This is a genomic window from Enterobacter cloacae complex sp. CARB60 (genome assembly GCF_036487345.1).
GTDB classification, from domain to species: domain Bacteria; phylum Pseudomonadota; class Gammaproteobacteria; order Enterobacterales; family Enterobacteriaceae; genus Enterobacter; species Enterobacter asburiae_D.
In genome coordinates, this window is record NZ_JAZKLC010000002.1 from 4,641,398 (window position 1) to 4,662,651 (window position 21,254).

Sequence of the window (21,254 nt, forward strand, 5' to 3'; positions counted from 1 at the left end):
TCGTTTTTAATGGGCCAGGAGGGAGATCGTCACCGACTGATACCTTTTCAGCATAACGAAAATGAAAATTCAGTATCCACATTTGAGGTGAAACAATCATAGCGTCTGAAAAGGAGAAACTATGAAAACACGTACTTTATCTCAAAATCTTACCGTCAGTGCTGTCGGCTATGGTGCCATGGGTCTGAGTGAATTTTATGGGCAGACTAATGACAAAGCCTCACTGCAGGTATTGCATAGCCTCATCGATCTGAACGTGACGTTTATTGATACCGCAAATTTATATGGCCGTGGTCATAATGAAAGACTAATCGGTCATTTTCTTGCCGGGCTGGATAAAAGCACTCGCGAGCAGTTCAAAATAGCCACGAAGTGCGGCATCGATCGCTCGCCTGACGAGTCTTACGCCCGCACCATCAACAATACGCCTGACTATATCATCCGCTGCTGTAATGAGTCCCTCAAGCGGCTTGGCGTTGAACGCATCGATCTCTTTTACCTTCACAGATTGAGCAACGAAACACCGGTCGAAGAGAGTATGGATTGCCTGAGTGCGCTCGTTAAAGAAGGTAAAATTAACCATATTGGTCTTTGTGAAGTTTCAGCGTCAACGCTGCGACGGGCCCATGAAGTCCATCCGGTCACCGCGCTGCAAACGGAATATTCTCTGTGGACACGCGATATCGAGGAAAGCATTCTGCCGGTCGTTAAAGAGTTAGGTATTGGTCTGGTGCCCTACTCGCCTCTTGGCAGAGGCTTCCTGACGGGAAAATACCTCAACAATAGCGAGTTTGCAGAAGGTGATTTCCGTAGAAATAACGAACGTTTTGTTCAGTCCAGTCTCGATCATAATCGCCAGCTGCTTGATATCATCCACCCGCTGGCGGCGAAGTACGGCTGTACCGCAGGTCAGATTGCCCTTGCCTGGCTGTTAGCGCAATACGATAAGCTGGTTCCCATTCCTGGCACTAAGCACCTCAACTATCTGACCGAGAATGCGCAAGCAGCCGACATTGTGCTTGATATGAACGACATTGAATCATTGAACAACCTTCATCGTCGGATAGCGATCAAAGGCGATCGCTATTCCGCCGAGGGTATGAAGGGCGTGAACGCCTGATACCTCATCATGAAATAAAAAAACCGGGTAAACCCGGTTTTTTTATGTCTACAGATACGCCGTGCCGTTAGCGATAAACGCTCAACGCGACGCCTTCCCCACCGCCTACGCACAGTGCGGCGACGCCACGCTTGCCGTCGTTACGGACCAGGGAATGAACCAGCGTCACCAAAATCCGGCAGCCAGATGCGCCTATCGCATGCCCAAGCGCGATGGCCCCGCCGTAAGGATTGATACGATCCGGGGAAATCCCAGCCTGCTGAATCACCGCCAGCGCCTGGGCGGCAAACGCTTCGTTGGATTCAAGGTGATCGACATCCTCAGACTTCCATCCCGAGCGGGAAAGACAGTCGGCAATGGCTTGAATCGGAGCTGCGCCCATTAATGCCGGCTGGATACCGGAATTGGTAAACACGCCCAGCGAAGCCAGAACCGGCAAGCCACGCGCTTCGGCGGTATCACGCGTACAAAGCAGCACCGCAGCGGCACCGTCATTCAGCGATGACGCATTTCCCGCCGTCACCGTTCCCTCTTTTCGGAAGACAGGCCTCAGCTTCGTCAATTTTTCAATACTGGTTGCACGCGGCCCTTCATCCCTCTCCACGCAAATCGTTTCGCCTTTTCGCGTCAGCCACTCAACCGGCACAATTTCGCGCTCAAAAATGCCGCGCGCCTGCGCTTCAAGCGCATTGTGGTGAGAGATAAGGGCATACTCATCCTGCATTTCGCGGCTGATACCAAACTCCGTCGCAACATTCTCAGCGGTGATACCCATATGATAATCGTTGAAGGCATCCCAGAGCCCGTCAGAAACCAGGCTATCTTTGAGAGTGATATCACCCAGCCGCGTTCCGCTACGTGACGTCATGGCGATATGCGGCGCGTTGGACATACTCTCCTGACCGCCGGCGATAACAAACTCAGCCTCACCCGTCTGAAGCGCCTGCATGCCTAGATGGACCGCCTTTAGCCCGGAACCACAAACCTTATTGATTGTCAGACATTGCGTTTCTACCGGTAATCCGGCATTCAGGGCCGACTGCCGGGCCGGATTCTGCCCGCAACCCGCAGTAAGTACCTGCCCCATAATGACCTGAGAGATATCACCGGCCTCTATGCCAGATTCTTTCAGGAGCGCCTGAATGACCCGACTTCCCAGGTCAGAGGCGGAATGCTCCGCAAGCGCGCCCTGAAATGCGCCAGTCGCCGTACGGCGGGCTGCAATAATGACAACCTCGCTCATGCGCCTTCCCCTTTCAGTCCTGGCAAGGTATGACCCGTCGCGGCCATTGCCGCCCGGTATGCAGTAAGACCATTCATACAGGCGGGAACGCCAGCATACACCGCCATCTGTATCACGATTTCAAGCAGCTCTTCCGGCGTCACGCCTGTGTTGAGCGCGCCTCTCATATGCAGTTCCAGCTGCGGCATGGCATTACCCAGCGTCACAAGCGAGGCGACGGTCAGCATTTCGCGCGTTTTGAGATCCAGTCCCGGACGCCCCACCACATCCCCGAACGCATAGTCGGTAATCAGGGCGGGCAGCCCCGGGTCCAGCTCGCTCAGGCGGCGGGTAACTTTATCCGCGAGTCCCGCTTCAAGACGGTCCATAATCTCTCTGCCATAGCGCGTGCGGTCATTAATTTGACTCATAAGATTTCTCCAGAGGGGACTGTTTTGCGGTCAACGTTGCAGGAATAACCGCGACAAGCAGAACGGACAGGCCGATGGCCGTGCCGGCGACGATATACAGGAGCGGCATTGAAAATGCTGAAACCATCCAGGCACCGACCGACGCGCCGATACCAATGGCGGTATTGAAAAACGAAACGTAGATTGCGGAGGCCGGGAAGGCTTTATCCTCGGCCATACGTAAAACCCACGTCTGGAAGCCGACAAATATTCCTGACACGGCAACGCCCCAGAGAATCATGCTGATGAATATCAACGCAGCAGAGAGCGAAGAACCTGATAGACCCAGGAACAGCAGCACCGCACAGATCAGCAGTACAGACAAAGAGACCGTCAGCTTGAGATACTTATCAATCAACACGCCGGTCAGGAAATTACCGGCCAGACCTGCAATGCCGTAAACAAAAAGCACAGCGGGAATAAACGCGGTGGACAGTAAACTCTGCGTGTGCAGCCAAGGTTCAATGTACGTAAAGGCGGCAAAGTGGGCCGTAACGGCCAGCAGGGTAGCGGAGTAAATTTTCCACAAGGTAGACGATTTCAGCACGCCTTTAAGTGCATCCAGGCCAAGCGCACTTTTGCTGGTGATCTGGGGAACAAGCACGCTAATACCCACAAAGGCAATTACGCTCAGCGCGGCCATCAGCCAAAATGCCTGCCGCCAGCCGAAGTGAATACCAATGTAGTTGGATACCGGCACGCCAAAAACGCTTGCTGCGGAGACGCCACCAAATACGATTGACGTTGCCGCCCCAATATATCTGGCAGGAACGATAGCAACCGCCGTTGCACCGATCATCGCCCAGAATGCACCGTGAGCAAGCGCACCCAGCACTCGGGCGCTAAGCAGCGTGCTGTAGGTGTTTACCGTCGCGGCCATGATGTTGGAGATCAGAAGCACCACGGTGAGCACGAGTAAAAGGCGTTTCTTGGCCACATTGCCTAAAAAGACTGAGGCAAACAGCGCACTCAACGCCCCTACCCAGGCATAAAGCGACACGGTCATGCCCACGGCGGATTCCGAAGACTGTAGCCCCTCTGCGATTGGCGTTAATAATCCGACCGGCGCCAGTTCGGTAGTGACAATAGTAAACGTTGAAATAGCCAGAATGAATAAAGCAAGCCATGACCTTAACGTCATATTTTGCAAAGAGAGTTCTGAAGTCATACTACTTACCTCAATGATGGTTTAAATAATGTGCCAATTTTTTTCTGTTGCATATCTGGTAAGCGCGGAATGCTCTCCCACACACACGGGATGCCCGATGGCTTCGAGCATTGGAATATCCGAAACATCGTCACCGTAGGCATAACAATCCGCCGGGTTAATCTCCTTATCCCGGCAAAACGTCATAAGCGCGTCTTTTTTACCCGATCCAATTGTTTGCGGCAGGCCGATTTCACCTGTTAACTCACCTGCTTCATTTATTATGACCGGCGCACAGAGTACATCCGTTACCCCAAGGTATTTCGCAATGGGTGAAAGAATCGGAAGCATAGAGCCCGATATAAATACGGTGTACATGTTCTGGCTCTGATGTTTTTTAAGTGCTGCAACGGCGCTATCAATAAAAAACTCATTTTCCAGCTTACGCCTGAACCATTCCTCGCCCATTTCGTCCAGATAACGACAAGATACACCTTTAAACTGGCGATAATACTCTCGGTTCAGCGTCTCCCTTGGCACACCGTTTTTTACGTCGGCACGAAAGCGAGACATAAAGCGTTGAAGACGATCGTGTTGATTATTTTCCCTGCACCAGAAATCATAGAAATCAAACATACTTTTAATATTTATAAGCGTCTCATCAACGTCAAAAAATGCGGCGTGTTTACGCAAGGCCTATTCCTCGTAGTTTTTTCTTCGACTCTTAACCGGGAAATCTTTATCCGTACCAGGCACGCCTGCATCCGCCCAGCGGGAAGGCGGAATTTCAGAAACTACCACGGAAATTTTATCCAGCGGTGCACCTGTATTTTTGTGAACGGCAAACGTAATATCTTCCTGAAGCCTGATGATTTGATTTTCATCTTTCGTCGGCCAGGTCATCACATGAACAAACGGCATACTTTTCTCACTCTATAGTTGTAAATTCATCGAAGGAACGGCCTTTGAGTTTTAAATGGGCATGGATATCGCCTCCAAGACCGTAAAAACCAATTGCACCGCCGTAGCTCTGACGCGAGCTCATATAAAGTACGACTACGTTAATAATTCTGTTTCCTTTCCTCTCCGGTGCCGGAAAAGGATCGGTTAACTCAGCCCAATATTCGGCATTACCTTCACTATCGGTTATAAATACGTTGGGTATGCCCAGCGGGCCAGGCCTGCTCGGCGCCTCAGAGGCTAAATCGTTTTCCCTGAGACTCATCACGGTATAAACGCTATCCGGAACAAGACTCCGGAACGAAAACGTGAACCGTGCTCGTTTTTTATCTTCGGACAACGTGACGTCAAAAGTTCCCTCTGCCTCAAGCCAGGCAGCGAGGGTGACAGGCTGGATGTCTCGCTTTCCATCGCTGCTGCGATAATCTGCGATATAGCCGTCATGAAGCGGCACGCTCGGCCTCTTTTCTTTGTTGGCGTGCGGCCGCTGTTCCGGTGCGAAAATCATCCGATAGTTGTTCATCGGAATGGGTAAAGGAAGAGTATGAAGAATGATGTCCTTCAGCGCGTCCTGAGGCATTTTCTCTATATCACACAGAATGTTATAGGGTGCGATTTCCCCAAATGCCGGGAGCACGCTGTCCGGTGAGACAATGACGCTTCGCCACTGCAGACCGTTATCCACGGGCACCATGCCAACCACGACAAAATTACCCTTCCCGTCCATGACCTCCGCAGGGGGGTAAAGCGGCCCCTGCGTGGTCGCAGCCAGACGGTATTTCTGGCTACGTAATTCAGGCATGCGTTACCCCCTGAACCACCCCTTGCTGCTGAACGATGGCCGCCTGCATGGCAACCTCAGCCAAAGATTTTTCTTTCTCTGTAATCAGGGCGGAAGGATAGACGGTGAACGACACATCCATTGTTGCGCAAAGCGTTTGGTGCTGAGTGACGCGTACCTGTGCCTTGAAACGCCCCCGGCGGTCGTTAATATCTTTTTCCAGAAATTCAAAATGGACCAGCGCCGGTAAAGGGAACAGAAAACTGGCAAAATTGATTGCCATGCTATTAATGACGTAATAGCGCCCGCTTTCCTGCTGGTAAATAAACTCTTCGGTGACGCCGATAAAGGCCTGTCGGCTGGCTTCAACCAGCAGCATTCCCTGAATATGCTGGCCCGTCTGGTGATCCGCCATCAATTCGCAACGCTCGTCGATCAACAAAGGCATAGCATACAGATCGGGATTATGCTCAGCCTGTTCCGCAGGCCCTATAAGTACGTTCTGTTCCAGCTTTTTATGGCAATGTGCATTTTTTTGGTCGCTAACCAGTTTTTCCAGAGAGCACATTTTAAGTTTATTACCATGAACTGCGTTTCTTGCCTGGTTTGAAATTACTTTTCCGGCAAAATCCTTGCGCACGCCCTGACCAACAATAATTTCGTGTTCTTTATCAATGATATTCGCAGGGATCTGAGTCAATAATTCAAGCTGAGATATAGTCAATACATCTTTACCGTTGGCAAATTCATTAAATTTATCGCCAACCACAACCAACTTTTTACAGTTCATTCAGTGTTCCTCAACAACAGCAAGCACGGTAGATACGCGTATAAAGGCCATCATTGCCGCCAGTGATAAAGTTGTCGCCGGCCTGCTGGATGATTTCCTGGTAACGCGCATTAGTAAATGCTTCTTTATATGCTGCTTTATCACCGTTGAATGAGGAGATAAACATTACGCCCGGAACGCCACTGATCAGAGAATGAAACGCTTCGAAACTTTCAATCTTATCTTTGTTATCTCTTACCACATTAAAAATGGTTTCATCGCGCCACTGACGGTACTGCTGATAGTTATGCGCAGGCACTTCAACGTGACGAAGCTGGATATAATTTGATTCTGGTAAGTTCTTTTTATTATCGATCGGGGATTCAACAAACTTAAGTAATTCGCGACGAATATCGGCAGAAAGAACATCAGAGAAACGATGGAACATGGAGTCCATTTCACTCTCAACCCACGCAATCTCTTTAATATCGTTGAACGCGCGCAGTTCCAGCAATTCATTAACACCGTTTTCTTCACAGGAATAGTAGCGAACGTTTTCATTGCTTTTTAATGAAGTGAATTCTTTTTCAGAAAAAGCATTTTTTAATGGGAAGCGTGATACCAGTACATATTTAGACGACATAATTACTCCGAATATTGATTGAGTGAGGATTCGGATAGAAATTTATCAATACAGGAAACAATTGGAATTGTTAAATTTGTAATATATTTTTGGTATTACTGTTAAAACGGGTTTTGCTGCCCGCATTTAGCGTGTAATATCGAAATCGAAAAAAGACTAAATACCTTTTCGCATTCAGGACTCACGTATGGCCACAGCAGAACATTTAATCAGCAATAACCTGCCCAGTATCAAACAATTACAATGCTTTCTCGCTGTTGCACATGAACTGAATTTCCGTAAGGCTGCCGAACGTCTACGCATGACTCAACCACCGTTGACGCGTCAGATAAAGTGCCTTGAAGCGGTTCTGAAACGTCAGTTGTTCAGCCGCAGCACGCATGACGTTAGCCTCACTGAAGCAGGTCGTGCGCTGGTTGTTCAGGCAGAAAAAATACTTAAAGACATCAGCAATCTAAAAGAAGATCCTCTCTCTTCTGAATCGAGCCTGCGTATCGGACTCACGCGGACGCTTAACTTTGAATATATTGAACCCGTGAATACCCAGCTTCAAAAAATGAACGCGGGAGATGATGTCGAAACGCCGGACCTGACGTCAGCCCAACTGCTGCAAAGCTTGTCTAAAAATATGCTGGATCTGGTGCTGACCGGTGAAAAAGGAACGGGTCATGAAGACATTGTTCAATACCGCTGGGTCTGCCAGGAACCGTTGCTCATCGCAATGCCCTCTTTACATCCTGCCAGCCTGAAAGAGAAAGTCGCGCTGGAGGATATTAGCGATCTCCCGATTTTTTGGTTTTCGCGAAGCGCTAACCCGTCATTCTATGACAAATGCGAAAGCTACTTTGATACGCTGAAAACGCCGCTGAGGCGGATAAAAGAGCCGGATGATACCCTCGTGATGCTAAGCCGTATCGCAAGAGGGAAAGGATTTGCGCTGCTGCCTCAGTCGAAATGCACCTTTAATCAGGAAGGACTTTGCTACCGTGAACTCACGGACGCGGAGGCAAAAAGGTTAAACATAGATATCTATGCCGCCACCCGCCTCAATGAAAACAGAGAAGAGATTCTTAACGCTCAAAATATCCTGTGCGGAAAAACGGCTTAATGCAGGTAAAACACACCCTCTTCCGGCAGGAAGAGCTGGTTATAGCGTAGCTGGAAGGCGTTCAGCTCCTGCGGATCGGGCTCCATTTCGCGCATAAAGCCAAGCGCCAGACGAATTTGCGCATCGGTAATGGGTGCCGCAAGGCGGGCTTTACGCAGCATACGGTGCCATGTATGCAGATTCTCTTCACTGCCATCGACAATGCAGACCTGCCAGATCAACAGCACCTGCGCGGCGTTTTGCAGATGCGCCTCGTCGGGGCGTTCAAGATAACGGATAAACTCATTGCCCGACGTTTTGCCAAACTGGTCAATCATCGACTCGACCGGCATTGGGGTGATCCCCAGCCGTTCGCTTAATCGTTTGATGGCGCGGCGGGAATCCGAAGTCAGGACGCGAAATCCCACCACAAACACCACGGCAAGCGTTGCCAGCATTATCCAGACCATGCGTTCTCCTTAGAATAGCCGCTCATCATAGCGGGAAACGCAGGGCGTCAACAGCGGGCAGAACCATAATAGTGAACTGAAAAGATGTTGAAGAATGGGATATGAGGAATTAACGCCTTCGGCGTAAATGTAAAAAAGCCCGGCATCACACACCGGGCAAAGAAGTTACCTGCACACTCAGGCTGCTTTTAATTTCTGCGCACGATTCTCACGGCGAATCTTACGTTCTTCCAGCACCGCCACCATCGCCATCAGGACGATACAGCCGATGGCTGCGGCATCCAGCGCCGCGAAGGTGCCCGCCCAGCCGGTGAGGCCGAAAATTGGCGTGCCGTCGGCGATCATCCCCAGGCCCAGCTTGGCGAAGCTGTCGCCGATAAGATAAGCGAAGGTGCCCTTAATCCCATCGGCGGCGCCGATCGCTTTTTTCGGGACGAAGCCCACTGCCGCCACGCCGATCAGCAGCTGCGGGCCAAACACCAGGAAGCCGAGCGCGAACAGGGAGGCCAGGTAAACGTACTGGTTGCTGGCGTGCTGGTAGACGCCGAGCGTGGCGATAATCAGCGCCAGCGCGACGCAGGCCACCAGCGCACGACGGCCGTTGGCGAGGTCGGAGAGCCAGCCCCACAGCAGCGTGCCGACCAGCGCGCCCACTTCGAACAGGGTGAAGCCCTGAATCGCCACTTCTTTAGACAGCTTCAGCTCCTGGAAGGCATACACGGTCGACCACTGGTCGATACCGATGCGCACCACGTAGAGGAAGATGTTTGAGAAGCACAGCAGCCAGATCACCTTGTTTTTCAGCACGTACTCAACAAAGATCTGCCATTTGGTCATCTCGTTTTCTTCGGTCTCTTTGTCCTCTTCGCTGATCTCCTCGCCGAACAGCTCTTCAGCTTTGCCGAGGCCGTAAGATTCCGGGGAGTCGCTGCCGAAGCGCAGGCCGATAAAGCCGACGATCAGGGCGATAATCGACGGGAAGATAAACATGCCGATCACGTGGCCGTCGAACAGGACGTTTGCGCCAAACAGCGCCACGCCTGCCGCACCCGCCCCGCCGAGGTTGTGGGAGATGTTCCACATGCCGAGGTAGGAACCGCGCTTGCGGCGCGGGGTCCATTTGGTGATGGTGGAGTAGCTGCACGACCCGCCGGTACTCTGGAAGAAACCGCTCAGGGCGTAGAAGGCGATCATCAGGAACAGGCTAACGGAGCCGGTGCCCATGCTGGCGCTGAAGCCAAGCATACAGATAGCGGAGAGGATCAGCATAAACGGCAGGAACTGCTTGGTGTTTTTGCCGTCCGCGTAGTAGGAAACGACGGTTTTACCCACGCCGTAGGTGATGGAGAAGCCCAGGCCAATCATCCCCAGCTGCGTCATGCTCAGCCCGTAGGTTGAGATCATGTCGTTCTGCGCGATGTTAAAGTTTTTGCGGATCAGGTACATGGTCAGGTAGCCGATGAAGACCACCAGATAGGACTGCATGAACGGTTTGAACCACATTTTGCGCCGCACGTCGAGCGGCAGGTCCAGGGTCGGCTTGCGCACCTGGTTTAAGAAGGCCAGCATGACTGAGTTACTCCTGAGCTGATTTTTGCAGCATTGTAAAAATCAGCCGGGAGAGATGCCTGAGACAGCGTCCAGGTAAAACCGGGAAAATTTCCTAGTTTTGCGCTATTCGGGGTGAAAAGGTGAGACGCATCACGCTTCGCTCACCTCGCGCGGCGCCTGCGCGTTCAAAAACGGCAGCAGCAGCAGGGCGGAGATCCCCGCCGCGATGGCGATCACCGCGAAGAACCCGCTCCAGTGCCAGACGTCGATCACCCGCGCCAGCGGCCAGCCGGAGAGCGATGCGCCAAGGTAGGCGAACAGCCCGACAAAGCCCGTCGCCGCGCCTGCCGCCTCTTTGTGGGAACACTCCGCCGCCGCCATGCCGATCAGCATCTGCGGGCCAAAGACGAAGAAGCCGGTGGTGAAGAAGCACGCCGCCTGCATCACGTAGCTGGCGAACGGCATCAGCCACAGCGAGCCGACGGAGAGCAAAATCCCGGCGGCGAAAATCAGGTTCATCGGGCCACGGTTGCCGTTGAACAGCTTATCCGACCCCCAGCCCGCCACCAGCGCGCCGATAAACCCGCCCAGCTCGAACATCGTCACCGCCGAGTTAGCGGTCACCAGGTCCACGCCGAGCGTCTCGGACATGTACAGATTGCCCCAGTCGTTGATCGCCGCGCGCACCACGTAGACCAGCACGTAGCAGAGCGACAGCAGCCAGATGTACGGGTTTTTCAGCACGTATTTGGTGAGGATCTCCCTGCGGGTCAGCCCAGCTCCTTCCTGCTGCTGGGCAATCTCCATCTCGTCGTGCCGCCAGTCTCCCACCGGCGGCAGGCCGACGGTTTGCGGCCTGTCGCGCAGGCGCCAGCAGAGGAACAGCCCGGCGACAATCGCGAGGCCTCCGGCAATCATCATCCCCGCGCGCCAGCCGTAGTGCAGCGCTGCGGCACCCACCACCATCGGGATCAGCGCCCCGCCGACGTTATGCGCGGTATTCCAGATTGCCCACCAGCCGCCGCGCTCGTTGCGCGAATACCAGGCGGTGAGCAGGCGGGCGCAGACCGGCGCGCCCCAGCCCTGAAAGAAGGCGTTCAGCGCCCACAGCAGGGCAAAGGCCCAGAGCGAGGTGGAGAAGCCAAACAGGATGTTCACCACCCCGGTGGCGATCAGCCCAACGCCCATAAAATAGCGCGCGTTGGAGCGGTCGCTGACGATGCCGGAGAAGAACTTCGACAGGCCGTAGGTGATGTAAAACAGCGTCGCCAGCAGGCCGATATCGGTACGCGTCATCACGCCGCTGGCGAGGATTTCCGGCGCGGCGGCGTTGAAGCTTTTGCGGGTGAAGTAGAACAGCGCGTAGCCGAGCCAGATGGTCATCAGGATATGGCGACGCCAGTAGCGGTAGCGGGAGTCGATTTCCGCTTTGTCGCCTATCGGCGCGGCGCTGGCAGGGGTTTTAAACATGGTGCGTCCTTAACGGCAAACTGACGCTGACGCGCGTCCCGTGGGTGCAGGAAATGTTCAGCGTGCCGCCGAGCGCCTTCACGCGCTCGCGCATGCCCGCCAGGCCAAAGCCCTGCTGGCCGGAACCCGGCGGCAGGCCGCAGCCGTCGTCTTCAATCACCAGCTTGAGGCTATCGTCCTGCTGCCAGCCCTGGATGGTGACCGCGCTGGCGCTGGCGTGCTTGACGATATTGTTCAGCCCTTCCTGACAAACGCGGAACAGCGTCACGCGCTGGCCTTCGCTGAGCGCAGGCTCGTTAATGCGCCAGTCGAGATGGCTGACAATGCCGCGGCTTTCCAGCTCCATCTCGCGCATCAGGGAACGCACCGCCTGCTCAAGCGTAAGGTCGTCGAGCTGGCGCGGGCGCAGCCGTCCTAACAGGCGACGAACGGAGTCATAGACGCCCAGCGAAAGCTGTTCGATATGCGCCCCGCCCTGCTTAACGCCCGCGTTTTCCGCCGCCAGGCGCTGGACAATGCCCGCCTGGGTGCGAATGGCGGTGATGGTCTGGCCGATATCGTCGTGCAGCTCGCGGGCCACCTCCTGCCGCACGCTCTCTTCCGTCTCCAGCAGACGCTCAGCCAGACGGCGGTTGCGCGCCAGCTCGGTCTGCAGGGACTGGTTCAGCTCGCGCAGGCGCTGAATGCCCGCGCCGAGCAGCAGCCCGGTCAGGCTCTGGGCCAGCAGGGAAAGCAGCAGGTCCACCGGATGATCGTGCCAGGTCTGGCTGGCAATCAGCGCGATGGCGTTCATCAGCGTCGCTATTAGCGCCCCCTGCCAGCCGTAGTGCCAGGCCAGGGCGATGATTGGCAGCGCCAGGCAAAACGGCGTGAAGCGTGAAAGCTCGGCGGGCAGGCCAAGCTGGAGCCACAGGCTCACCACAAACAGCAGCAGATACCAGATGAGGTGCCGGGCGCGCCAGTTCACCGGTTGAGAAACCAGCGCCGGGCCGAGCGGCTGCCAGACGGTGCTGGTGAGGTAGTGCCAGATCACGAGGCAGGTTGGGGCCAGCGTCAGGCCGCCGGTGAGGGTCAGCAGCAGGGCGTTGAGCATCTCCTTCTCGCCGACCCACGGAAGCGACTGCAGCAGCGCGGCGGCAATCAGCGCCGCCCCCTGACGCAGCAGCGTGCGCCAGTCGCGCTGGTGGCGGTAGCGGGAAATGAGCGCAACCGGGAGAAGCGTGAGCAGGCTTCCGGTCATCAATAAGGGCAAGTGCGCGAGGGCAACTTCCTGCGCCAGCCAGACCAGCATCAGCCACTCTGCGCCGAGCAAAACCGGCCAGTAGGCGCGCGGACACTGGAGCATTAACCCCAGACGCAGGCCGAAGGGAAACAGCAGCACCGCCAGCTCGGGGCGTTCCACCAGGTGCAGGCTGATGCTCCACAGGCAGAACCAGGCGGCGGAGAAGATAAAAAAGCTGGCGACAACGGCGATCAGCCGCGAAAAGACGGGACTCATTGCCAGCTGTCGAACATGCGGCGCGCCAGCTCCACGTCGTTGCTGACGTCGAGTTTTTCCATCAGGTTGGCGCGATGAACGTGCACGGTTTTCGGGGACAGATCCAGCTCGGCGGCAATCTCTTTCACCGACATCCCCTGCGCGAGTTTTTCCGCAACCTGGCGCTCGCGCTTGGTGAGCGGGTCCTGCCTTCCGGCCGCCAGCTTGATGGCGATATCCGGCGTTAAATAGCAGCCGCCGGTGGAGACGGTGCGCACCGCGGCGATCAGTTCGTCGGGGCTACAGCGTTTAGAGAGGAAGCCGCGCGCGCCCGCGTTGAGCGCCTGCTCGACCAGCGCCGGGCTGTCGTGGACCGACAGCATAATCGTCGCCATCCCTTTTGGCAGCTGGCTTAACAGCTCCAGCCCGGAGAGATCGGGCATCGATATATCGCAGATACAGACCTGCACCCCGCGCCCCGGCAGGCCCGCCAGCGCCTCGCGGCCGGAACCAAACTCGGCCACGACCTGAAAATCCGGTTCGAGGTTCAGAAGCTGGGCAAAGCCGGAGCGGACGATAAGGTGGTCGTCGATGAGAGCGATGGTGGTCATGGTTTGATCCTGATGCGTGAATACGCCGGATGGCGGCGTAAACGCCTTATCCGGCCTACGTGTAAAGTCCTTGTAGGCCGGATAAGCGCAGCGCCATCCGGCAAAAGCCTGTAACCTTAAGGGATTTACTCGAAAAACACCGCAATTTTGTTAAACATGGTGGGGTCGGACTGGTTGCGCGCCACTTTGGTCACGTCTTCCAGCTTGTCGATCTGCGCCATCATCTGCTCCAGCCGCTGATCGTCGTTGACCAGTAGCCAGATGCGGCTGTGCTCGCTGCCCTGAATCGGCAGGCAGAGAATGCCTTCCACGTTGAACGCCCGGCGGGCAAAGAGCCCGCAGACGTGGGTCATGACGCCAGGGTGGTTGCGGACGGTGAGTTCCAGAATGACGTTATCATGTTGTTTCTGCATGGCTTATTCTCCCACCATCTCAGTATTTGCCGCACCCGGCGGCACCATCGGATACACTTTTTGTTCAGGGTCGATACGCACGTGGATCAGCGCCGGGCCTGGGCGAGAAATCGCCGCCTGCAGCGCCGCGTGGGCATCCTCTTCCGCGTTCAGATCGCAGGTATGCAGGCCAAAACCGGCGGCAATCTGCATAAAGTTAATCATCCCCGGATAGGTCGCCGCAAACACCCCCTGCTTGTAGAACAGGCTCTGCTGCTGGTGCACCAGCCCCAGCGCCTCGTTGTTCATCAGGATGATTTTCACGTCTAACTGGTTTTCGGCCGCGGTCGCCATTTCCTGAATGTTCATCATCAGGCTGCCGTCGCCGGAGAAGCAGATGACCTTGCGGTCCGGATTCGCCAGCGCCGCACCCACGGCTGCGGGCAGGCCAAAGCCCATGGTGCCGAGACCGCCGGATGTCAGCCACTGGCGCGGACGGTTCAGCGGGTAGGCCTGGGCGGTCCACATCTGGTGCTGGCCCACGTCGGTGGTGATAATGGCGCTGTCGTCCACGCAGCCGGCCACGGCGTTGATCAGCCCGTAGTGGCTCAGCGGGTCGCCTTCGGTTGGGATGGCGCCCGGGAACTCGCGCTGCAGATCGGCCACCAGCTGACGCCAGTCGGCGCGGTCGGCTGCGTCCGTCTGCGGGATCAGCTGCGCCAGCACTTCCGCCACGTCCCCCTGAATCGCCACGTGCGGCTGCTTGATTTTACCCAGCTCCGCGCGGTCGATATCCACGTGAATGATCTTCGCATTCGGGCAGAACTGCTCGGTTTTGCCAATCGCCCGGTCATCAAAACGTGCACCCATAACAATCAGCAAATCCGCTTCTTGCAGGATGTAGTTGGTGCTGCGCGCGCCGTGCATGCCCAGCATGCCGAGAGAGAGCGGGTGCGCTTTGGGCAGCATGCCCAGCGCCATCAGGGTCATGGTGGTCGGCAGGTTGGCTTTTTCCGCAAACTGACGGATTTCATCCGCAGCGTTAATCGCCCCGCCGCCCAGATAGAGCACCGGGCGTTTGGCGGCGTTAATCATGGCGGCGGCGTCGCGCACGTTCTCAGCGCTGAATTCCGGCGCGGGGGCACGCTCGCCCGGCTCCGGCAGAACGTCGATCTCAATCTCTGCGGTCTGGACATCCTTAGGAATGTCTATCCACACCGGGCCCGGACGGCCAGACTGCGCAATGCGGAACGCATCGCTGATAACCTGAGGAAGCTCGCTGATATCGCGAACTAAATAGTTATGTTTGGTGATGGGGATAGAGATGCCGTAGGTATCCACTTCCTGGAACGCATCGGTACCGATCATCGAAGACGGCACCTGGCCGGTAATGCAAATCAGCGGAATGGAGTCGAGGCGCGCGTCGGCGATAGCGGTGACCAGGTTGGTCGCCCCCGGGCCGCTGCAGGCCATACAGACCGCCGGTTTACCCTGCGTACGCGCCATGCCCTGAGCGATAAAGCCGGCCCCCTGCTCGTGACGCGCCAGCACGTGGCGGATCTGCGTGCTTTGGCTTAACGCATCGTACAGCGGCAGCACCGTGCCGCCAGGGATGCCCGCAACGGTGGTGATGCCCTGTCGTTCCAGCAGATGAACGATCAGCTGCGCGCCAGTAAAACGCGTCTTGGTGGATGTTGTGCCCGAACTTGCCATGCTCCAGTCCTTTTCTTCTGAGCCGACGTTACGCGTCGTATTTCAGGTTGCAGATGCGTTGGCTGCGTTCACTCACCCCAGTCACGTACCTGTGTACGCTCCCGGGGATTCGCTCACTTGCCGCCTTCCTGCAACCCGAACTACTTAGCGTATCCGGGAGGGGTCCTAAACGAAAAACCCCGCCCGGTTTGCGCCGGCGGGGTTTTGGATTCGTGTGTTGATCCAGTCCCTACGGCGCATTGCCGACGACCACCACCACACGCACGACGACCACTGCGGCAGGTTGCGCAGTTTTTAGTAGGGTCGAAGTGAAGATGGATGAAGTCATTGGGGACCTGTGTTTGGAATCATTGATTGAATTTATACAAACACAGGTTTTCAGGCGTGACAATGGAAATATTTTCATCTGCGCAAAAATGCGTCAGGGATCACGTTTCGTTTGTTGAGTAATGACACTCAAAAATTCAGTTTTTACTCACTCAATAAACAGAGCAGGTGATACCCCAAATCTGGCCGCCAGCTTTTTAATATGGTTCAGAGTAAGCTGTCTCTGGCCATTCAGAACCCGTGAAACCATTGATTTACTGCCAATTTCATCCTGAAAATCCGATATCGTCAGGTTGTACTGATCCATCAAGGTTCTTAAAACCGCAATACCGACGGGAACGGACTCCATCTCCTTGCGTAATGCGACTATCTCTGGCCGACTGGCTTCGTAACGGCTAATCCTGGCGCACACAATATCCAGCAAGGGGCTATCGGGCTCGTTCATAAGGAGATACTCAACCAGCTCAAGCGCATCCTTATAATCTTTCTCGCTCGGCTGTTCACCCAGTAAAGGAACGGCCGCAACAAGGGCATGCGTAGCTTTCATTGCATCAGCGACGATCATCATTTCTTCCCCTTAGTGCGATGTTTCTCCGTAAAACGGTCATATTCCTTATGCTGGGGAAACTGGGTTACCGCATCCCAAATAGCTTTCATAGAGATTAAATGCATACTGCATGCCTGCCGCGTCCGTTGCCATTATGGCAATGATGACACGCATTGCCAATAAGTCAACAGGCATCTTTTTATGGGCAGACCAGAAAACAAAAAACCCCGCCTAAGCGAGGTTTTTATCAGGGTTTTGCGGTTGGTCGCCGCAGAACACACTGTGTTACGTCAACGCAAAAAGTATACGCGATCGAAGACGAACGCGCAATTCCGGCACGGATTTTGACGTTTTTGAGTATGGATCGCCTTCCTGATTTTGTCCAAAAAATACTGTTCATGCATACAGTATTTATCTATACTGAGGGTGTTCGCAGTGAGCGAGGGGGCCGCAGTTCTACCGGCGCAACGAAGTCCTGGCTGAAACGGGTGGTGCCGTCAGTGCCTTAACCCCCTGAAGTGAGCACACTGTGTTACGTCAATCCAGGTGCTGGCAACAGGCGGCGGAAAGGTACGCCAGCATCGTGCTCCTTTTAACCAAAAGGAGACGCGTATGAGCGTAGTGGATATGGTGATACTTATCCTCAAACTCATTGTTGCTGTACTGCAACTGCTTGATGCTGTCCTGAAATTCATTCGCTGATTCAGGTTCAAGTCGCACCTGAGAGGGGCGGGCAACCGCCCCTCTTTAATAACGAGGGAATGCTATGTCGCGTCTGTTAATTGAGCCTGTCACACCGGATGAGCCGGGGTATATCGCCCTGAAGGCGGAAAGTATCGCATTGAATTTCAACATGCTGCGCAGGCTGGAAGAGAACTGGCAGCGTGGTGAGAACCGCTTTAACGCGCCGGGTGAAAAGCTGCTGGGTGCGTTTCTCAACGGCAAGCTGGTGGGCGTGTGTGGTCTGAATCGCGATCCGTTCAGCCTGCAGCCGCGTGCCGGGCGCATTCGCCATCTCTACGTCAGCGAGAAGTGCCGCGGGCTGGGCATCGGCAAACAGCTTTTGACCGTGGTCATGGCCGATGCCAGCATCTGGTTTGATTTCCTGAATACCCATGCGCCGGGCAGCGCCTACGGGTTTTATCATCAAGCGGGTTTTACGCTGGTCTCAGACGAACCGCGGGTGACGCACCGCCTTTTTTGTGCGGTGTAACCGGCTGGCAGCCTCAGGATGTGAATGTTACAGTTGAGTGACAATTCATCACCCGATACGCCATGACCATCACCGTATTCTGCATTTTGCTTTTCGCCGCGCTGCTGCATGCCAGCTGGAACGCCATCGTTAAAGCCGGAACGGACAAGCTCTATTCCGCAATAAGCGTCAGCGGCTCCGCCACGGTTATCGCTCTGGTCTTACTGCCGTTTTCCCCACAGCCATCTGCTGCAAGCTGGCCGTTTTTGATTGTTTCCTGCGCATTGCAGGTGGTCTATACGGTGCTGGTTGCCAAAACCTATCAGGTCTCGGATATGAGCCAGACCTATCCCCTGATGCGCGGTACCGCCCCGCTGCTGGTGGCGCTGATCAGCGTTCTGGCGCTCGGGGATAGCCTCTCCTGGCTCGCCTGGTCCGGCATTGGCGCGATCTGCCTGTCGATTCTCATTATGGCGATGAATGGCCGTATGCAGTCACGCAAAGGGGTCTGGCTGGCGCTGCTGAACGCCTGTTTCATCGCAGGCTACACGCTGGTGGACGGCACCGGCGTGCGGCTGTCGGACACCGCGCTGGGCTATACGCTGTGGACCTTCTTTATGAACGGCTTCTGCCTGCTGAGCTGGGCGATGGTGGCGCGTCGGCGCGAGGCGTCCGGCTACCTGCGCCTGCACTGGAAAAAGGGGTTACTCGGCGGCGTTGGCACCATGGGCTCTTACGGTCTGGCGCTCTGGGCCATGACGCAGGCACCGCTGGCGGTGGTCGCGGCGCTGCGTGAAACCTCCATACTCTTTGGTGCGCTGATCGCGTTTGTCCTTTTAAAAGAGAAGGTTGCAGGCCTGCGCATCGCGGCGGCGCTGGGGATTGCCGGCGGCGCTATTCTGCTGCGCCTGGCGTAAATCACTGGCAACATTAGTTGCCGTTCTTGTTTACAAATCCTGCCTTTCCCGGTTTTTTCATTCACCACGACAATGCTTAAATTGTCATCTCTCTGTGGTAGATTCCTCGCGCATTTATGGGAATGCGTAGTCACTTATTCTTCATTTTTCTCTTTTGGCAAAAGTATTCAGCGACATGAAAAAACAAAGGAACGTTAACTTATTGTTGATGCTGGTGTTACTGGTGGCCGTCGGTCAGATGGCGCAAACCATCTACATTCCGGCGATCGCCGACATGGCAAAGGAATTGAACGTCCGCGAGGGCGCGGTGCAGAGCGTGATGGCAGCCTACCTGCTGACCTATGGCGTTTCGCAGCTCTTCTACGGTCCGCTGTCCGACCGCGTCGGGCGTCGCCCGGTGATCCTGGTGGGCATGAGCATTTTCATGGTGGCGACCGTCATTGCGATAACCACCCATAGCCTGACCGTACTGATTGCCGCCAGCGCCCTGCAGGGCGTCGGGACAGGCGTCGGCGGGGTGATGGCGCGTACCTTACCGCGCGATATGTATCAGGGCACCCAGCTCCGTCATGCCAACAGCCTGTTGAATATGGGTATTCTGGTCAGCCCGCTGCTGGCCCCGCTGATTGGCGGCCTGCTGGACACGATGTGGTCCTGGCGCGCCTGCTACGCCTTCCTGCTGGTGCTGTGCATCATTGTCACCTTCAGCATGGCGCGCTGGATGCCGGAAACGCGCCCGCAGGACGCGCCGCGCACGAAGCTCATCACCAGCTATAAAACGCTGTTCGGTAACGGATCGTTTACCTGCTACCTGCTGATGCTGATCGGCGGCCTGGCGGGCATTGCGGTGTTCGAAGCCTGTTCCGGCGTGCTGCTGGGCGCGGGGCTGGGTCTGAGCAGCATGGTCGTGAGTATTCTGTTTATTCTGCCGATCCCGGCGGCGTTCTTCGGCGCGTGGTTTGCCGGACGCCCGAACAAACGCTTTTCCACCCTGATGTGGCAGTCGGTGATCAGCTGTCTGCTGGCGGGTCTGATGATGTGGATCCCGGGGCTGTTTGACGTGATGTCGGTCTGGACGCTGCTCATCCCGGCGGCGCTGTTCTTCTTCGGCGCGGGAATGCTGTTCCCGCTGGCGACCAGCGGCGCGATGGAGCCGTTCCCGTTCCTCGCAGGCACGGCGGGCGCGCTGGTGGGCGGTTTGCAGAATATCGGCTCCGGCGCGCTGGCCTGGCTCTCGGCCATGATGCCGCAGACCGGGCAGGCTAGTTTGGGCCTGCTGATGACGCTGATGGGGCTGCTGATTTTACTGTGCTGGCTGCCGCTGGCGTCGCGTGTCCCGCATCACGAGCAGCCGGTTTAACCGCATGATGGCCCGGCTTCTCGCCGGGCTTTTCACAGACGGGCGCAATCATCGCCTGCAATAACGGCTCTGGCGCGGGCCGCCAGGCTCCCTCTTCTCCGTCGTAAAACTGGAAATCCGCGTTAAGCGCATACGGGATTTTCGCCTTTTGCAGCTCGCAGGCCATAAAGGTGGTGAAGGCCAGCTGCGAAGCGGTTGGCGTGAGGTGGTTTGACTCCCCCACGCCCCAGCCCCCGACCCAGCTAACGTGCCCGGTTTTTTGCTGCCAGCGCAGCGCGGTAGTGATGCGATTATGGATAGCCGCTTTCTCCGCCGCCGTGCCGGACGTCCACGGGTATTTACCGCTATTTTTCAGCGGCCCCCACGGGAAAATATGCCACTCCGCCAGCAGGAAATTTTGACTGTGCGCAGGCAGCTTCAGGCTGGATAAATCCTCCGGCGCGGCACGCAGGCGCGGCGCAATAAAGATCATGCGCTGCGGGTCAATGTCGTGGATTGCTTTAATGGTTTTTTCATACACGCGGTTTAGCGATGCGAGGTTATGGTTAAGCTTGTCGGCGGGTTCGTAGATGAGATCAAAGCCCAGCAGCGGGTAGCTCTGTCCGAAATAGTGCGCCACGGCAATCCACCAGTTGATCGTCTCTTTCTCGTTATCGGCTTTAGGGTCGTTTTTATATTCATCGGCCTGATAAGCGACTATCGGGATCACGCCATACTGCTCGCAGGCCTCCACCAGCTTGCGCAGGTGGATCAGCCGCGCTTCCGTCGGCTCATCGGCCACGCGGATGCGCACGTGGGTAATGCCTTTTGCACGAAAATCGCGAACCACCAGCGGGTCGAATTCGCGTATGCCGCGTTCGGTGCGCGCCCAGTCCACGTCCATCCCGACGCCCAGCTGCTGCGCATAATGGGCAGCCGTCAGCGGCGGCTCAGCGGCAATCGCCCAGCCGGAAGAGATCAGTAACGCAGAGGCAATAAAAGGCTTTAACACGGTTTACCCTGGATAAATCGAAAGCATTACCTGTATT

General features: G+C 55.7%; 24 protein-coding genes. 6 read left to right on the forward strand and 18 right to left on the reverse strand.

From position 1 onward, the window contains the following. Positions 1-121 precede the first annotated feature (121 nt). Positions 122-1,120, forward strand: coding sequence for an aldo/keto reductase (locus V4835_RS23330; protein ID WP_063145143.1), 999 nt, complete (start codon positions 122-124; stop codon positions 1,118-1,120). A gap of 67 nt (positions 1,121-1,187) precedes the next feature. On the opposite strand, the gene V4835_RS23335 is transcribed toward V4835_RS23330, so the two are convergent. From V4835_RS23335 to V4835_RS23370, 8 genes are read right to left on the reverse strand one after another with little or no spacing between them, the layout of a single operon-like run. Then, complete coding sequence (locus tag V4835_RS23335; protein WP_331413926.1) at positions 1,188-2,363, reverse strand: acetyl-CoA C-acetyltransferase; 1,176 nt, start codon at positions 2,361-2,363, stop codon at positions 1,188-1,190. Further along, positions 2,360-2,773: a carboxymuconolactone decarboxylase family protein gene (locus V4835_RS23340; RefSeq protein WP_047347459.1), complete on the reverse strand. Its 414-nt coding sequence runs from the start codon at positions 2,771-2,773 to the stop codon at positions 2,360-2,362. The genes V4835_RS23335 and V4835_RS23340 overlap by 4 nt, the downstream gene beginning before the upstream one ends. Then, positions 2,760-3,980 carry an MFS transporter gene (locus tag V4835_RS23345; protein WP_063145141.1) on the reverse strand — a complete coding sequence of 407 codons (1,221 nt, stop codon included), beginning with the start codon at positions 3,978-3,980 and terminating at the stop codon, positions 2,760-2,762. Before V4835_RS23345 ends, V4835_RS23340 begins: the two co-directional genes overlap by 14 nt. Positions 3,981-4,001: 21 nt before the next feature. Next, on the reverse strand, positions 4,002-4,652 hold the full coding sequence (locus tag V4835_RS23350) for an HAD family hydrolase (RefSeq protein ID WP_331413929.1): 651 nt from the start codon (positions 4,650-4,652) through the stop codon (positions 4,002-4,004). Between the two features lie 3 nt (positions 4,653-4,655). Further along, positions 4,656-4,880: a tautomerase family protein gene (locus V4835_RS23355; RefSeq protein WP_047347457.1), complete on the reverse strand. Its 225-nt coding sequence runs from the start codon at positions 4,878-4,880 to the stop codon at positions 4,656-4,658. A 7-nt stretch (positions 4,881-4,887) separates the two neighbouring features. Then, positions 4,888-5,721, reverse strand: a complete 834-nt coding sequence (locus V4835_RS23360; protein WP_331413931.1) for a hypothetical protein — start codon at positions 5,719-5,721, stop codon at positions 4,888-4,890. After that, positions 5,714-6,490, reverse strand: a complete 777-nt coding sequence (locus tag V4835_RS23365) for an AfsA-related hotdog domain-containing protein (protein ID WP_331413932.1) — start codon at positions 6,488-6,490, stop codon at positions 5,714-5,716. The genes V4835_RS23360 and V4835_RS23365 overlap by 8 nt, the downstream gene beginning before the upstream one ends. A gap of 10 nt (positions 6,491-6,500) precedes the next feature. Next, a complete protein-coding gene (locus tag V4835_RS23370) occupies positions 6,501-7,112 on the reverse strand; it encodes a hypothetical protein (RefSeq protein ID WP_063145137.1) in 612 nt (203 codons plus the stop codon). Positions 7,113-7,299: 187 nt separating this feature from the next. On the opposite strand from V4835_RS23370, the gene V4835_RS23375 reads away from it, so the two are divergent. Then, entirely contained in the window at positions 7,300-8,220 is a 921-nt protein-coding gene (locus V4835_RS23375; protein ID WP_331413934.1) for a LysR family transcriptional regulator, read from the forward strand. On the opposite strand, the gene V4835_RS23380 is transcribed toward V4835_RS23375, so the two are convergent. From V4835_RS23380 to V4835_RS23420, 9 genes are all read right to left on the reverse strand, one after another. After that, positions 8,217-8,669, reverse strand: a complete 453-nt coding sequence (locus V4835_RS23380) for a DUF1198 domain-containing protein (protein ID WP_047646739.1) — start codon at positions 8,667-8,669, stop codon at positions 8,217-8,219. The genes V4835_RS23375 and V4835_RS23380 overlap by 4 nt on opposite strands. Positions 8,670-8,846: 177 nt before the next feature. Then, positions 8,847-10,238 (reverse strand): hexose-6-phosphate:phosphate antiporter, encoded by a 1,392-nt coding sequence (gene uhpT, locus V4835_RS23385; protein ID WP_063145136.1) that lies wholly within the window; start codon positions 10,236-10,238, stop codon positions 8,847-8,849. 132 nt (positions 10,239-10,370) lie between these two features. Then, on the reverse strand, positions 10,371-11,690 hold the full coding sequence (locus V4835_RS23390) for an MFS transporter (RefSeq protein WP_331413935.1): 1,320 nt from the start codon (positions 11,688-11,690) through the stop codon (positions 10,371-10,373). Further along, positions 11,683-13,188, reverse strand: coding sequence for a signal transduction histidine-protein kinase/phosphatase UhpB (gene uhpB / locus V4835_RS23395; protein WP_331413936.1), 1,506 nt, complete (start codon positions 13,186-13,188; stop codon positions 11,683-11,685). The genes V4835_RS23390 and uhpB overlap by 8 nt, the downstream gene beginning before the upstream one ends. Beyond that, complete coding sequence (gene uhpA, locus V4835_RS23400) at positions 13,185-13,778, reverse strand: transcriptional regulator UhpA (protein WP_063145133.1); 594 nt, start codon at positions 13,776-13,778, stop codon at positions 13,185-13,187. The genes uhpB and uhpA overlap by 4 nt, the downstream gene beginning before the upstream one ends. A 125-nt stretch (positions 13,779-13,903) precedes the next feature. Then, entirely contained in the window at positions 13,904-14,191 is a 288-nt protein-coding gene (ilvN, locus tag V4835_RS23405) for an acetolactate synthase small subunit (RefSeq protein ID WP_010426528.1), read from the reverse strand. Positions 14,192-14,194: 3 nt separating this feature from the next. Beyond that, positions 14,195-15,883: an acetolactate synthase large subunit gene (ilvB, locus tag V4835_RS23410; RefSeq protein ID WP_331413937.1), complete on the reverse strand. Its 1,689-nt coding sequence runs from the start codon at positions 15,881-15,883 to the stop codon at positions 14,195-14,197. Positions 15,884-16,112: 229 nt separating this feature from the next. After that, positions 16,113-16,211: an ilvB operon leader peptide IvbL gene (ivbL, locus tag V4835_RS23415; RefSeq protein WP_057979964.1), complete on the reverse strand. Its 99-nt coding sequence runs from the start codon at positions 16,209-16,211 to the stop codon at positions 16,113-16,115. Between the two features lie 147 nt (positions 16,212-16,358). Then, complete coding sequence (locus tag V4835_RS23420; RefSeq protein WP_152537873.1) at positions 16,359-16,778, reverse strand: helix-turn-helix domain-containing protein; 420 nt, start codon at positions 16,776-16,778, stop codon at positions 16,359-16,361. 591 nt (positions 16,779-17,369) lie between these two features. Here V4835_RS23420 and tisB point away from each other — a divergent pair. The 4 genes from tisB (at position 17,370) to emrD (ending at position 20,226) form a co-directional block, all read left to right on the forward strand. Then, entirely contained in the window at positions 17,370-17,459 is a 90-nt protein-coding gene (gene tisB / locus V4835_RS23425) for a type I toxin-antitoxin system toxin TisB (protein WP_047347446.1), read from the forward strand. A 64-nt stretch (positions 17,460-17,523) separates the two neighbouring features. Further along, positions 17,524-17,970, forward strand: coding sequence for a GNAT family N-acetyltransferase (locus V4835_RS23430; RefSeq protein WP_331413938.1), 447 nt, complete (start codon positions 17,524-17,526; stop codon positions 17,968-17,970). A 62-nt stretch (positions 17,971-18,032) separates the two neighbouring features. Further along, positions 18,033-18,866, forward strand: coding sequence for an EamA family transporter (locus V4835_RS23435; protein ID WP_331413939.1), 834 nt, complete (start codon positions 18,033-18,035; stop codon positions 18,864-18,866). Positions 18,867-19,041: 175 nt separating this feature from the next. Further along, positions 19,042-20,226: a multidrug efflux MFS transporter EmrD gene (gene emrD, locus V4835_RS23440; protein WP_032662106.1), complete on the forward strand. Its 1,185-nt coding sequence runs from the start codon at positions 19,042-19,044 to the stop codon at positions 20,224-20,226. Here emrD and V4835_RS23445 read toward each other — a convergent pair. Then, positions 20,129-21,217 (reverse strand): cellulase family glycosylhydrolase, encoded by a 1,089-nt coding sequence (locus V4835_RS23445; protein ID WP_331413942.1) that lies wholly within the window; start codon positions 21,215-21,217, stop codon positions 20,129-20,131. The two genes, emrD and V4835_RS23445, sit on opposite strands and share 98 nt — an antisense overlap. Positions 21,218-21,254: the final 37 nt, after the last annotated feature.

Bases quoted from the DNA above. Each gene is read 5' to 3' on its own strand.
- V4835_RS23330 (WP_063145143.1), top strand. From the start codon at position 122: ATGAAAACACGTACTTTATCTCAAAATCTTACCGTCAGTGCTGTCGGC.
- V4835_RS23335 (WP_331413926.1), bottom strand. From the start codon at position 2,363: ATGAGCGAGGTTGTCATTATTGCAGCCCGCCGTACGGCGACTGGCGCA.
- V4835_RS23340 (WP_047347459.1), bottom strand. From the start codon at position 2,773: ATGAGTCAAATTAATGACCGCACGCGCTATGGCAGAGAGATTATGGAC.
- V4835_RS23345 (WP_063145141.1), bottom strand. From the start codon at position 3,980: ATGACTTCAGAACTCTCTTTGCAAAATATGACGTTAAGGTCATGGCTT.
- V4835_RS23355 (WP_047347457.1), bottom strand. From the start codon at position 4,880: ATGCCGTTTGTTCATGTGATGACCTGGCCGACGAAAGATGAAAATCAA.
- V4835_RS23360 (WP_331413931.1), bottom strand. From the start codon at position 5,721: ATGCCTGAATTACGTAGCCAGAAATACCGTCTGGCTGCGACCACGCAG.
- V4835_RS23365 (WP_331413932.1), bottom strand. From the start codon at position 6,490: ATGAACTGTAAAAAGTTGGTTGTGGTTGGCGATAAATTTAATGAATTT.
- V4835_RS23370 (WP_063145137.1), bottom strand. From the start codon at position 7,112: ATGTCGTCTAAATATGTACTGGTATCACGCTTCCCATTAAAAAATGCT.
- V4835_RS23375 (WP_331413934.1), top strand. From the start codon at position 7,300: ATGGCCACAGCAGAACATTTAATCAGCAATAACCTGCCCAGTATCAAA.
- V4835_RS23380 (WP_047646739.1), bottom strand. From the start codon at position 8,669: ATGGTCTGGATAATGCTGGCAACGCTTGCCGTGGTGTTTGTGGTGGGA.
- uhpT (WP_063145136.1), bottom strand. From the start codon at position 10,238: ATGCTGGCCTTCTTAAACCAGGTGCGCAAGCCGACCCTGGACCTGCCG.
- V4835_RS23390 (WP_331413935.1), bottom strand. From the start codon at position 11,690: ATGTTTAAAACCCCTGCCAGCGCCGCGCCGATAGGCGACAAAGCGGAA.
- uhpB (WP_331413936.1), bottom strand. From the start codon at position 13,188: ATGAGTCCCGTCTTTTCGCGGCTGATCGCCGTTGTCGCCAGCTTTTTT.
- uhpA (WP_063145133.1), bottom strand. From the start codon at position 13,778: ATGACCACCATCGCTCTCATCGACGACCACCTTATCGTCCGCTCCGGC.
- ilvN (WP_010426528.1), bottom strand. From the start codon at position 14,191: ATGCAGAAACAACATGATAACGTCATTCTGGAACTCACCGTCCGCAAC.
- ilvB (WP_331413937.1), bottom strand. From the start codon at position 15,883: ATGGCAAGTTCGGGCACAACATCCACCAAGACGCGTTTTACTGGCGCG.
- ivbL (WP_057979964.1), bottom strand. From the start codon at position 16,211: ATGACTTCATCCATCTTCACTTCGACCCTACTAAAAACTGCGCAACCT.
- V4835_RS23420 (WP_152537873.1), bottom strand. From the start codon at position 16,778: ATGATGATCGTCGCTGATGCAATGAAAGCTACGCATGCCCTTGTTGCG.
- tisB (WP_047347446.1), top strand. From the start codon at position 17,370: ATGAGCGTAGTGGATATGGTGATACTTATCCTCAAACTCATTGTTGCT.
- V4835_RS23430 (WP_331413938.1), top strand. From the start codon at position 17,524: ATGTCGCGTCTGTTAATTGAGCCTGTCACACCGGATGAGCCGGGGTAT.
- V4835_RS23435 (WP_331413939.1), top strand. From the start codon at position 18,033: ATGACCATCACCGTATTCTGCATTTTGCTTTTCGCCGCGCTGCTGCAT.
- emrD (WP_032662106.1), top strand. From the start codon at position 19,042: ATGAAAAAACAAAGGAACGTTAACTTATTGTTGATGCTGGTGTTACTG.